Genomic DNA, 12,276 nt, shown 5'->3' with positions numbered 1-12,276 from the left:
TCACCTTGCAAGTCTATGCGTATCAGGATTGCGAGTGCGGGAGTGGGCCCCGTCCTCCATGTCACCCGGCGAATGGCGGTTTTCTTGTCGCCGGTCTCCGTCGCCGGTACGGCCCGGTTCCGGTTCGCCGTCTTCTCACTGGTTTATCGGCCTGAACGCGGCAGACAAAACCCTACGTTGAATATTTTTTTTCATCGAAATGCTTTTGGAATGGCGAAATAAACCTGAATGCCTCAAATCATTGATTTTAAATTGCAAAATTTATGACATTGGCGTGCAAATCTGCGGAGAGATGGACAGGAATGCCTTCCTGTTCAGCACCATTCGCACCGGACATCCGATCCGGGCTGATGGAAAGAGAATAATTTTTCATCCGACATCACGTGCGGCGGGCTGAATCACCCCTCTGGCCCTGGGCCGGCGTGCCGGTTACCCTTGCATCCGGGCGTTGGTGGCAGCGGTCCGCGCGTGAAACGCGCTGTCCGGATGGAGGCGGGAGGCGGTGGTGATGAGTGGCAAGGAGCGGGTGGTGTCGAAAAGGATGGTGCTGGAAGTCAGCATCGTCATTGCATGCTATCGGCTGGCCCAGTGGCTGCCGCCCGGCAGCATGCGGGAGATGTGGGTGTTGTTGCTGCGTGGCGTCATCAACGTTGGCACTATCTATTATGTGCTGCTGAACGTTTGCCAGTTCCTGCTGTGGCTCTATGTGCAGGCAACCCGGGATGAACCGTGAATGGAGGGTGTCATGAACGATTGGCGCAAATGGCCGCTGCTGCTGTCCGTGCTGCTGGGCGGGTGTGTGGGGATGGCCGCCGAGCAGCAGAAGCCGATGCCGGGCTCGGATCGGGATTCACATGGCTGTATCGGCTCGGCCGGTTATGCGTGGTGCACGCGGACAGATCGTTGCGAGCGTCCGTGGGAGCTGGCGCGGAAGCAGGGGCTGGGCGCCGATGCCGCCGCTTTCGACCGCTTCTGCGAGGCGCCACTCGAATAGCTGCCGTCCATGCGGCGGGGGCATGGACAGCCTGATGGCCGCCAGTGACTGGCGGCCATTGTCATTGCTTTTTCGCCATTTCCGCACGCAGCTGTTCGGCAACCACACGGGTCAGCTCGGTGATGGCATCACTGAAGCTTTCCTGCAGCGCCAGTACGTCATGCTGCCTGGTCAGGACCTCCGTGGCACAGGTCTGCCTGAAGGCACTTTCGGCGCGTTTGAATTCGTTCAGGGCTCTTTCCAGTGGCATGCGTCCTCCTCTCGACCGTTCATGCGGTGCCAGACCAGAGTAGACGCCTGATAATTTATTATCAATATTCAGCCCACTGAAAAAACGGGAAAAAATCGACCGTCCGTCAGGTGTCGCAACCCGGCTTGCGGATCGGTACGTATTCGGCCTGGGCCATGCCGTACAGCAAGCGCTCCGGGACCTGGATATCGAGAATGAACCAGTCCTTGTCCGGTGCGGTGCGAACCCAGTGCGGACCGGGGCGCACCTGGCTGGCCGGAATGCTGTGCGGGCTGTTCGCTTGGTTCATCATGGGCCTTTCCTGCTGGTGGATGACGGTGGCTGTCCCGCCAGCATGAGGGACAAATATTGCAGCAAGCGCTGCGGCATCACGTGCCCGCGGATGAAAAATCCATATGGGATATAATGAATCCATTGACTGGATCAAAGTGAATGAGGCATCCGCATGACATGGCTCCCGATTTCCGCTGCCGCCCTGGCCGCCTCACTGTGTGCCACCGGTCTGCTGGCGCTGTCCGCGATGGCACTGGCAGATACGTCCCCCGTGCCGGATGCTGCTGCCAGCGCCCGAATCCGGCTGTTCGGGCAGAATGGCATCAGCGTGAAGTTCTACCGCAACAGCGCCTGCTACAAGAGCGGCCTGTTTGGCTCCGGCGGTGCGGAAGTGGTGTCCGGCGGAGCGGGGGATGCCTTCCTGTCATTGCTGGGGGCGAGTTCGAACACCCGCATCGGCATGCCGGACAGCCCTGCGACCCGCAACCTGTCCGCCCGGAGCGGCGTGCTGTCCAAGGCCTATTTCAAGGAATACAGCGTGGCGGCAGGGGAGCCGCTGACGGTACTGACCTCGTTCCGTGATGTCAGCGGTTATTACTGCAAGAACATTGCACGCAGTTTCGTGCCGGAAGCGGGCGCCGACTACGAAGCGTCCATGGATCTGTCCTTTGCCCACGGCACCTGTGAACTGTCCGTCAGGCGCATCCAGACCGAGGGTGAGCAGGTGGTACTGCTGCCGCTGGACAACGCGGTCAGCGCCGACGAATGCCGCTAGCGGCAGCGTGTCTCTCGTTCCGGGGCAGGGTGGTGGCAAGGGTGGTCAGGGCTTCCGCCGGCATCGGCTGGGCGAACAGATAACCCTGGAAGTACCGGCAGCCATTGCTGGCCAGCAATGTGTGCTGGGCGTCCGTCTCCACGCCTTCGGCAATCACGTCGAAGCCGAACGATTCCGCCAGCGCCGTGATGGCGCGGATGATGACCAGGCTGCCGGTATCGGCAGGCAGGCTGCGGACGAAGGACTGGTCGATTTTCAGCTCGTCCAGCGGCAGTTGCTGCAGATAGGACAGCGATGAATAGCCGGTGCCGAAATCATCGAGCGCAAAGCGCACGCCGTGGACCCTGAGGGCCTCCATGTGGGCGATGGCCAGCGCCATGTCGCGCACCAGTACCGATTCGGTCAGTTCCAGCATCAGCAGGTTCGCCGGCGCGCCGGTCTCGGCCAGTACGCCCATGACCTGGGTGGAAAAATCGCCCTGGTGCAGCTGGACGGCGCTGATGTTGACCGACACCGGCACACTGCCCATGACCGGATGACCACTCCAGGCTGCCAGTTGATGGCAGGCCTCGACCAGGACCCAGTGGTCCAGTTGCTGCAGCAGCCCGGCCTGCTCGGCTGCCCCGATAAAGTGCCCCGGAATCATCAGCCCGTGCTCGGGATGCTGCCAGCGTACCAGCGCTTCGGCCCCGGCGAGGTGGCCCCGTTCGTCGAACTGCGGCTGGTAATGAACGTGGAATTCGCCGCGCAGCAGGCCCTGGCGGATTTCCTCTTCCAGCCGCAGGCGGGAATTGACGGCCTCCTGGAAGGCCGGCACGAAGAAATACCAGGTGTTCTTGCCGGCATCCTTGGCCGCATACATGGCCAGATCGGCCTGCTGCAGCAGCTCATTGGCCGAAAAGGTTTCATTGAACAGCACGATACCGATGCTGCCGCTGCTGAACTGCACATTCGGGCCCAGCTGGTACGGTGCGCGCAGGGCTTCCAGCAACTGGCCGGCCACCAGGCTGGCGGCGCTGTGGGCCTGCTCGCGCACGGTCGACAGCCCGCTGAGCAGGACCGCAAACTTGTCCCCGCCCATGCGTGCCACGCTATGGGTCTCGCGGGTGAAGCTCTCCAGCCGGCACGCGACCTGCTGCAGCATCTGGTCGCCGGCGGCGCTGCCGCGCAGGTCATTGATTTTCTTGAAGTCGTCGAGGTCGATGCACAGCAGGGCGGAGAAGGTCCCGTCCTGGGCGCTGCGGGCCTGCATCTGGGTCAGCCGGTCGATCAGCCGGCGGCGGTTCGGCAGGCCGGTCAGCGGGTCGAAAAAGGCCAGTTGCATGATCTCGGCCTCGGCCGCCTTGTGCGCGGTAATGTCGCGCGCCACCATCACCACGGCCTTGCGGCCGTCCAGATTGATGTCCAGTGCCTGGGCACGGCCTTCGAAGGTACGATGGGTCGCACCGATGTCCAGCGTGTATTCGATGGCTTCCGGCGTTCTGCTGAGCAGTGACTGGCGGACAAAGGCGAGCAGGCGGTCGGCCTTGGCCGTGGGCAGCACGTCGTGCATGCGCCGTCCCTGCAGCCTTGCCGCATCGTCATACAGCAGGTGCCGGTGCTGGACCGGTGACACGATATCCAGATAGCGGCCATCCTCGTCCAGCACCAGCAGCAGGTCGGGAATCGCATGGGTGATGGCCCGCATGCGGGCCTCGCTTTCCTCCAGCGCGGAGCTGGCCTGACTGCGCTGCTGCAGGTCCTGCAGCAGCAGGGCCAGCATCAGGGTGACGACCGGCAGCGTCAGGGTCATGCTGAGGATCAGCACGCTGACCGGGGCCAGGCCGGACAGGACGAGCAGCAGGAACAGCGCCAGCAGGTGGATCAGGAAGCCGAAACCCAGCATCTGCGGAGCACCGCCCCGCACCCAGCGCCGGGACAGCGCATGGCGGTAGGCAAAGCCGAGCAGGGCGGTGATCAGCATGCCTGCCGCGCCGGGAACGGCGCCGGCGCCGCCCAGCTCCAGCCGGTAGGCGACCGCCATGGAGACGGCAAGGCAACCGGCCAGCGGACCGCCGAATACGCAGGCCATGCCCAGTACCGCCAGCCGCGCATCGATAAAGACTCCCGGCGCCAGCCAGATCGGGTCGAGCATGTTGACGATGGCGGTCGCGCCGAACAGCAGTCCGGACGTGACCTGGGCGGGAACGGAACGGCCGCGCCAGAAGCGCGTGTTGACCGATTGCAGCCAGCACAGCGCCAGGATGAGCGTGATGCTCTGGAAGAAGTGTAGAACCATGGCGAGGTACGCTCATTTCCCGGTGCAAGAAGTCGCTTCGCAATCGCTGGGCTTTATGCAGAAAGAATAGCAGCTGACCTGTCACGGGGCTAACCCGGTATTGGCACGCGGGAGACGGACTCCGGCGCTGTCCGCCGGGCGTGGACCGGCGACGCAGGACCGCCGGTCATCCATGGTCTGACGCCGGCCGGAAGCCGGCCGGTTGCGCTGTCAGGCCGGAAACAATCGCCACACCTTGCGGCTGAACGCCAGCTTGCGGCGCAGATAGGCAATCTGGCCGGCATGGTCGATGCCTTTCGGGCAGTTGTCCTGACAGCCGAGCAGCGACATGCAGCCGAACACGCCATCCTCGCTGCCGATCACATGGTAGAAATCATCCAGCGAGCGGCTGTCGCGACTGTCGAGGGCGAAGCGGGCGACCTTGTTGAAGCCGACCGCACCGACAAAGCTGTCGCGCATCTGCGCCGTGGCACAGCCGGCAATGCAGCAACCGCACTCGACACAGCGTTCCGCCTCGTACAGCCGGTCGGCCAGGTCCGGGTCCATGCTGGCCTCGACCGCATGCAGGTCGACTGCACCGTCCTGCGGGTGCAGCCAGGCGGCCAGCCGCTCGGACAGTGCGCGCATGAATTTGCCGGTATTGACCGACAGGTCGCCGATCAGCTCGAAGCCCGGCAGGGGCAGCAGAGTGATGTGCGGCGGGTCGAAGCGGGCGGTCAGCGTGCGACAGGCCAGGGTCGGCTTGCCGTTGATCACCATCGCACAGCTGCCGCAGATGCCGGCGCGGCAAACGAAATCGAACTGCAGCGACGGGTCCTGTTCCTCGCGCAGGCGGTTCAGCGCGATAAACACGGTCATGCCCGGTGTTTCTTCCAGCTGGTAGTCCTGCATGACGGGCTGGCCGCCGCCTTGCGGGTCGTGGCGGAAAATGGAAAAAGTCAGGGTTCTGGCAGCCATGTCACTGGGCTCCTGGCCGGCGCTGGTTGGCCGGGCGGTATTTGGCGGGCAAGGCGTCGGGCAGTGGCTGGTCGACCGGCTGGTCGGCCAGTGCCTGCTGTCGGCGCCGGGTGTCGGGGTGGGCAATGGCATTGTCGGGACCGTAGCCGCGATAGCCGGGCGGGAGTTCCATCGCCATCACGTCGAGGGCTTCGTACTGCAGTTCCGGCCGGGTGGCGTCGGCAGATGGCCAGCGTGCCAGCGTGCGCGACAGCCAGTCGCGGTCATTGCGCTGCGGGAAGTCCTCGCGGGCATGGGCGCCACGGCTTTCGGTACGGGCACGGGCGCCGGCGGCAACGCACAGCGCCACCTTCAGCATGCGCGGCAGGCGCAGTGCGGCGACCAGTTCCGGATTGGCATGGCGGCGCTTGTCGCGCACGCACAGCCGCCGGCTGCGTTCGAGCAGCGCTTCAAGGGCGGCGACCGCCTCGCCAAGCGTGGCGTCGTGGCGGAAGATGCCGACCTTGTCCATCATGATCTGCTCCATTTCGTGGCGCAGGGCGAACACGTTTTCACCGTCGTCACGCGCCAGCAGGGCGTCGATCGCGGCGGCCTCCCGCTCGACGAAGGTCCGGGCCAGCTGCGCATCCGGGCCGGGGGCGGCCAGGCTGGCGTCGGCGACATGCTCGCCCACCACCATGCCGGCGACGACGGTCTCGGCCAGGGAGTTGCCGCCAAGGCGGTTGAAGCCGTGCAGGTCCCAGCAGGCGGCTTCGCCGACCGAGAACAGGCCCTTGAGGGTCGGGCTTTCGCCACGGACATCGGTACGGATGCCGCCCATCGAGTAATGCTGGGTCGGCCGGACCGGAATCCAGTCGACTGCCGGGTCGATGCCGAGGAAGTGCTGGCAGATTTCCTGCACTTCACGCAGGTTCTTCTCGATATGCGCGCGGCCGAGCTGGGTGATGTCCAGCCACAGGTGCGGACCGTAGGGGCTGGGTACGCCCTTGCCGCTGCGGATATGCTCGGTCATGCGCCGCGACACCACATCGCGCGATGCCAGTTCCTTCTTCTCCGGCTCGTAGTCCGGCATGAAGCGCAGGCCATCGACATCACGCAGCACGCCGCCGTCACCCCGGCAGCCTTCGGTAGTCAGGATGCCGGCCGGCACGATGGCGGTCGGGTGGAACTGCACCGCCTCCGGATTGCCGAGCACGGCCAGCCCGGTTTCCAGCGCGATGCCCTGGCCGGTGCCTTCGCAGATGATGGCATTGGTCGATACCGCCCACAGCCGGCCATAGCCGCCGGTGGCCACCGTGGTGGTCCGGGCGATGCACGCGTACAGCTCGCCGGTGATCAGGTCGCGCACCACGGCGCCGTGGCAGCGTTCGCCGTCATGGATCAGCGCCAGCGCTTCCTGCCGTTCGTGAACCGGAATGCCGAGGCCGATGGCCTGGTTGTCCATGGTGTACAGCATGGCGTGACCGGTACCGTCGGCGGTGTAGCAGGTCCGCCACTTGCGCGTGCCGCCGAAATCGCGGGCATTGATCAGCCCGTGCGCGCCGGCCGGTTCTTCCAGCTCTTCCTGGCGGGCATTGATGATGACCTTGCGCTTGCCGGCGCGAATGCGCGTCCATGGCACGCCCCAGGCAGCCGCTTCGCGCACCGCTTTCGGGGCGACGTGGGTGAACAGCCGTGCCACCTGCTGGTCACAGCCCCAGTCCGAGCCGCGCACGGTATCGAGAAAGTGGATGTCCTCGCTGTCGCCTTCGCCCTTGCGGGCATTGGCGAGGCTGGCCTGCATGCCGCCCTGGGCCGCGGCCGAGTGCGAGCGTTTGGCCGGTACCAGCGACAGCACCAGGGTATCGAGGCCACGCTGGCGACAGGCGATGGCGACCCGCAGGCCGGCCAGTCCGCCGCCAATGACCAGGGCGTCGGTGTAAACGGTTTTCATCGTGGGCGCTCCATCGTGGACTGGGTCAGGTAGAGGATCGAGCCGTCCGGCGGCGCCACGCGCCACAGCGCGAGCAGCGACAGGGCGCCAAGTCCGATAAAGGCAAGGCTGAAACCGGTTTTCAGCCGGCGCAGCAGGGTGCGCCGGGCCGGCTGCGGGCCGAACCACTTCAGCGCCAGCCGGTACAGGCCGATCATCGCGTGCAGGTCGGCGACCAGCAGCAGCGGCGCATAGACCCAGATCATGCCGAGATCGCGCACGCGTTCGCCGGAGCGCCACGGGTCGATGGCCTCGGGCTGCAGGATCATGGTCCACAGGTGGACCGGCAGCAGCAGGAACAGGGCAAAGCCGGTCGCCACCTGCCATACCCACAGCCGGGTGTCGCCGTGCGCCTGGGTATCGAGCTGGTGACCGAGCCGGCGCCACTGGCGCCCGTTCTGCGGAAACTTGCGCAGGGCGATGAAGGCATGCAGTGCGATCAGCGCGCCGACGCCAAGCCCGATCAGGCTGACGACCCACGGATAACCGTGCAGCCCGTCGGCGGTCAGAAAGCCGAGTTCCATGGCCTTGACCACGTGATACATCGTCTGCTCGCCAAGCAGGATCGAGGCGACCAGAAACAGGTGTATGCACAAAAACAGCGCCAGCACGGCGCCACTGGCGCTTTGCAGCACATCGAGCCGCGCGTCGCGGCGCGCCCGGTTACAGGTGTCCATCCGGCTATCTCCCAGGGGATTCATGATCAGCATATTGCAACACAACGGAATGCTTATTTTCGGCGGATCATGCCCAAGCCCATCACCGCTGGCAATCGCTGTCAGCCGGTTTGCTGCAGCGCACAGCAATTAGCATTGCGGCATGCAAATTCCGTATGTACAGGCGGTAATTAAGTAGGGGTTTTCCCGCAGAAAAGGCGCGGGCTGTTGCGGCGGCGCAACCTGGCCGGGGTGCCGGTGAAACCGGCGGGCCGGCGCTTCCCGCGGGGGGCCGGTCCGTTGTTGACGTTCCCGATGGCAGGGAGCCGGGTCTGCCGGCCGCATTCGCGGAAAGGATCAATGCCATCCCGGATGGCGACATGCACCAGGCTCGCTATGTTTTCGCAAAGTCTGCTGTGGTATCAAGGCGTCGGCCCGGACCGGGCCTGCACCGCTTGCGCTGTCACCGGGGCGACATCCATCCCGTATAGACTGCGCAACGGTCGTTCCGACATCCATCACAAGAACAACAAGAGGCCTGATCATGTTGCCGCTGTTCGATCAACGCCGCGCCTATCGCGCCTGGCCCGGTGCGGCGCCCAATCGCTGGGACTGGGTGCTGCTGCCGCTGGTGCTGGCCTTGCTGGTCGTTGCCGCCTATGGCGCCATGCAGATGAGCCGGCCGTTCGTGGTCGGCGAGGCACTGCCGGTTTCGCTCGATCCGGTCTACCTGCCGTACTACCTGCTGCGCACCATGCTGCGCATGTTCACCGCGCTGGCCTTCTCGCTGCTGTTCAGCTTCATGTTCGCCGCGATCGCAGCCAAATACCGCAAGGCCGAGAAGGCAATGATCCCGATGCTGGACATCCTGCAATCGGTTCCGATTCTCGGTTTTCAGGCCATCGCCATCGCGCCGTTCATTGCCCTGTTCCCCGGCAACCTGCTCGGGGTCGAGTGCGCGGCGATCTTTGCCATTTTCACGTCGCAGGCGTGGAATATGGCATTCAGCCTGTACCAGTCGATCCGCACCGTGCCGCCGGAACTGAACGAGGCGGCCCGGGTGTTCCGCCTGTCCGGCTGGCAGCGCTTCTGGCGGCTGGAGCTGCCGTTCGCCATGCCGGGCCTGCTGTGGAACATGATGATGTCGATGTCCGGCGGCTGGTTCTTCCTGGTGGCGGCGGAGGCGATCTCGGTGGCCGGCCAGGACATCAAGCTGCCCGGCATCGGTTCGTATATCGCGGTGGCGATCGAGGCGCGCGATCTCGGCGCCATCGCCTGGGCGATCGGGGCGATGCTGACCGGCATCCTGCTCTACGACCAGCTGTTCTTCCGTCCGCTGCTGGCCTGGGCCGACAAATTCCGTTTCGAGGAGTCGCAGGGCGATACCGCGCAACGCTCGTGGCTGCTGGACTGGGGCCGTCGCAGCCGCTGGCTCCATGCACTGACCGACCGCTTCTGGGCCCTGATGCGGCGTGCACTCGGCTGGTTCCCGGCCCGCCATGACGGCCTGTCGCCGCAGTCGTCACCCCGGTCCGCCAGCCCGCTGTGGTCGCGTGCCTGGGACCTGCTGCTGGTGCTGGCCGGCGTCGGCGCGGTCGCCCAGCTGGTGCTGTTCGTGCACAGCGATGTTGGCTGGCGCGAAGCGCTGCACGTGGTCGGGCTGGGCATGGTCACGCTGGCGCGGGTCATGCTGCTGATCGGGATGGCGTCGCTGGTCTGGGTGCCGGTTGCGGTCTGGATCGGTCTGCGTCCGCGCCTGTCGCAGCGGGTACAGGCAGTGGCGCAGTTCCTGGCCGCCTTCCCGGTCAACCTGATGTTCCCGCTGGTGGTGTTCCTGCTGGTGGCGTGGCGCCTGAATCCCAATATCTGGCTGAGCCCGCTGATGGTGTTCGGCACCCAGTGGTACATCCTGTTCAATGTGGTCGCCGGTGCATCGGCGATCCCGAACGAGCTGCGGCTGGCAGCGGACAACCTGGGACTGAAAGGCTGGCTGAAATGGAAGCGAGTCTATCTGCCGGCGGTATTCCCCAGCTATGTGACCGGCGCGATCACTGCCAGCGGCGGTTCGTGGAACGCCAGCATCGTTGCCGAGTACGTGACCTGGGGCAAGACCACGCTGGTGGCCGACGGGCTCGGGAGCTACATCAAGCAGATGACCGACGCCGGCGACTTCCACCGCATTGCGCTCGGCATCGGCGTGATGTGCCTGTTCGTGATGCTGTTGAACCGTTTCTTCTGGCGCAAGCTGTACCTGCTGGCCGAAGACCGCAGCCGTTGAGAGATCGTGATGAACCAGAATGTATTGATTGAACTGGGCAAGGTAGCCAAATCCTTCCTGTCGTCCGACGGCAAGCCGCGCAGTGTGCTGGAAAACGTCGATTTCACGCTGCGGGAAGGCGAGATCATCGCGCTGCTCGGCAAGTCGGGGTCCGGCAAGTCGACGCTGCTGCGCATCATGGCCGGGCTGGTGCCGGCCGACCAGGGGCGGGTCGAATATCGCGGCCAGCCGGTCTACGGGCCGGCGGCCGGCATCGCCATGGTGTTCCAGTCGTTCGCGCTGTTCCCGTGGCTGACCGTGCAGCAGAACGTCGAGCTCGGGCTGGAGGCGCAGGGCGTGCCGCCGGCCGAACGCGAGCAGCGCGCCGACGCGGTGCTGGAACTGATCGGACTGTCCGGCTTCGGCGGTGCCCTGCCGCGCGAACTGTCCGGCGGCATGCGGCAGCGGGTCGGCATTGCCCGCGCGCTGGTCACCAACCCCGACATCCTGCTGATGGATGAAGCGTTTTCGGCACTCGACGTGCTGACTGGCGAGACGCTGCGCGACGATATGCTCGAACTGTGGGACGAGAGCCGCATTCCGACCAAGGGCATCCTGATCGTGTCGCACAATATCGAGGAGGCGGTGATGATGGCCGACCGCATCCTGATCCTGTCCAGCGATCCGGGACGGGTGCGCAGCGAGATTCACGTCGACCTGCCACGCCCGCGCAATGCCGACTCGCAGGAAGTCCGGGCGCTGATCGACGAAGTCTATGCGCTGATGACCATGCGCCCGGCCCAGGGGCCGGCCGTGGGGGCGTCGCCGACGCTGCATCTGGGCTACCGGCTGCCGGAAACCGATATCGGCCGCATCGAAAGCGTGCTGGAACTGGTGGCCGGCGCACCATTCAATGGCCGTGCCGACCTGCCGCAACTGGCCGAGGAGGCCGAACTGCCGGACGAGGCGCTGTTCCCGGCCTGCGAGGCACTGGGCCTGCTGGGCTTTGCCCAGGTCGAGCGCGGCGACATCACGCTGACCGCGCTGGGCCGGCGCTATGCCGCCGTGGCCCAGGTGCAGAAGCAGGAAATTTTCGGCCAGCAACTGCTGACCCATGTGCCGCTGGCGGCGCATATCCGTCGCAGCCTGGAAGCGGAACCGTCAGGCGCGCTGCCGGAAAAGCCATTCCTGGAGCGGCTGGAAGAGTTCCTGAAGGAGGACGAGGCCGAACGCGTGCTGAAGGTCGCCATCGAATGGGGGCGCTACGGCGAAACCTACGAGTACGACTTCCACACCGGCATGCTGAACCTGCCGGAAACGGAACCGGCGCCGCGCGCCTAGATCCTCACGGCGGCAAAGTCCATGTGGTGGCTGAACTCGCGCAGGATCAGCAGCGTGGTGGCCAGATCGTTGCGCGCCGGCAGCCCTTCCAGCGCGGCAGGCCGTCCGAGCGCCACCCGACCCAGCCGGTCGAACAGGCGCTCGATCGCCTCGCGGGACAGGGACACCGCCGGCCGGTCGGGCAGGCCGGCCAGTTGTGCCAGCTCGCGCACCATCGCATCGCTGCAGAACAGTGCGGAACCGGCCACGATCCGCGCACGTGCCGGTGCCAGCGCATCCTCCACCGTCATGATGGCGTTTTCCAGCTCGTCTGCCGTCGGCGGCTCATGGCGGAAGTGCGCGGCGGCGGTGCGCCGCGTACCGATATCCAGCGCCAGCACCGCGTCCGGCACCGGCCCGTGGCCGCTGGCGATCCGCGTCTGTTCCGCGCCGATCTGCAGCACGGTGACCGGTGCGCCGGTTTCGGCCTGTCGCGTCGCGTAGTCGCGGCGCAGGCGTTCGTCGTCCAGGGAAACAGGCATGC

At 65.5% G+C, this 12,276-nt stretch carries 12 protein-coding genes; 5 read left to right on the top strand and 7 right to left on the bottom strand.

Translation table 11 applies throughout. The features are described 5' to 3' along the window. Positions 1-508 precede the first annotated feature (508 nt). Entirely contained in the window at positions 509-733 is a 225-nt protein-coding gene (locus tag DFO50_RS12345; protein ID WP_107889917.1) for a hypothetical protein, read from the top strand. A gap of 12 nt (positions 734-745) precedes the next feature. After that, entirely contained in the window at positions 746-994 is a 249-nt protein-coding gene (locus DFO50_RS12340) for a hypothetical protein (protein WP_199489824.1), read from the top strand. A gap of 61 nt (positions 995-1,055) precedes the next feature. Here the strand turns inward: DFO50_RS12340 and DFO50_RS12335 are convergent, their stop codons facing one another. Beyond that, entirely contained in the window at positions 1,056-1,244 is a 189-nt protein-coding gene (locus DFO50_RS12335) for a hypothetical protein (protein WP_028499706.1), read from the bottom strand. A gap of 106 nt (positions 1,245-1,350) precedes the next feature. Then, on the bottom strand, positions 1,351-1,536 hold the full coding sequence (locus DFO50_RS12330; protein ID WP_028499707.1) for a hypothetical protein: 186 nt from the start codon (positions 1,534-1,536) through the stop codon (positions 1,351-1,353). A 153-nt stretch (positions 1,537-1,689) separates the two neighbouring features. Here DFO50_RS12330 and DFO50_RS12325 point away from each other — a divergent pair, with 153 nt between their 5' ends. Continuing rightward, the gene (locus tag DFO50_RS12325) at positions 1,690-2,292 is read left to right on the top strand and encodes a hypothetical protein (RefSeq protein WP_112692604.1); all 603 of its coding nucleotides are present in this window, start codon (positions 1,690-1,692) and stop codon (positions 2,290-2,292) included. Here the strand turns inward: DFO50_RS12325 and DFO50_RS12320 are convergent. The 4 genes from DFO50_RS12320 to DFO50_RS12305 all read right to left on the bottom strand — a co-directional run bounded on the left by DFO50_RS12320 (position 2,270) and on the right by DFO50_RS12305 (position 8,176). Further along, a complete protein-coding gene (locus DFO50_RS12320) occupies positions 2,270-4,570 on the bottom strand; it encodes an EAL domain-containing protein (RefSeq protein WP_051528935.1) in 2,301 nt (766 codons plus the stop codon). The genes DFO50_RS12325 and DFO50_RS12320 overlap by 23 nt on opposite strands. 210 nt (positions 4,571-4,780) lie before the next feature. Then, the gene (locus DFO50_RS12315; protein ID WP_028499709.1) at positions 4,781-5,527 is read right to left on the bottom strand and encodes a fumarate reductase iron-sulfur subunit; all 747 of its coding nucleotides are present in this window, start codon (positions 5,525-5,527) and stop codon (positions 4,781-4,783) included. 1 nt (position 5,528) lies between these two features. After that, positions 5,529-7,460: a fumarate reductase flavoprotein subunit gene (locus DFO50_RS12310; protein WP_107889915.1), complete on the bottom strand. Its 1,932-nt coding sequence runs from the start codon at positions 7,458-7,460 to the stop codon at positions 5,529-5,531. Further along, positions 7,457-8,176 carry a fumarate reductase cytochrome b subunit gene (locus DFO50_RS12305; RefSeq protein ID WP_112692603.1) on the bottom strand — a complete coding sequence of 240 codons (720 nt, stop codon included), beginning with the start codon at positions 8,174-8,176 and terminating at the stop codon, positions 7,457-7,459. Before DFO50_RS12305 ends, DFO50_RS12310 begins: the two co-directional genes overlap by 4 nt. A gap of 523 nt (positions 8,177-8,699) precedes the next feature. On the opposite strand from DFO50_RS12305, the gene DFO50_RS12300 reads away from it, so the two are divergent. Continuing rightward, complete coding sequence (locus DFO50_RS12300) at positions 8,700-10,433, top strand: ABC transporter permease subunit (RefSeq protein ID WP_107889914.1); 1,734 nt, start codon at positions 8,700-8,702, stop codon at positions 10,431-10,433. 9 nt (positions 10,434-10,442) lie between these two features. Beyond that, positions 10,443-11,753: a nitrate/sulfonate/bicarbonate ABC transporter ATP-binding protein gene (locus DFO50_RS12295; protein ID WP_036386278.1), complete on the top strand. Its 1,311-nt coding sequence runs from the start codon at positions 10,443-10,445 to the stop codon at positions 11,751-11,753. Here DFO50_RS12295 and DFO50_RS12290 read toward each other — a convergent pair. Beyond that, positions 11,750-12,274 (bottom strand): hypothetical protein, encoded by a 525-nt coding sequence (locus DFO50_RS12290; protein WP_107889913.1) that lies wholly within the window; start codon positions 12,272-12,274, stop codon positions 11,750-11,752. The genes DFO50_RS12295 and DFO50_RS12290 overlap by 4 nt on opposite strands. Between the last annotated feature and the right edge of the window lie 2 nt (positions 12,275-12,276).

The organism is Microvirgula sp. AG722 (genome assembly GCF_003269145.1).
In the GTDB taxonomy this organism is placed as follows: Bacteria; Pseudomonadota; Gammaproteobacteria; order Burkholderiales; family Aquaspirillaceae; genus Microvirgula; species Microvirgula aerodenitrificans.
The sequence above is the reverse complement of the archived record's forward strand: the minus strand, read 5'-3'. Positions and strand labels throughout refer to the sequence as shown.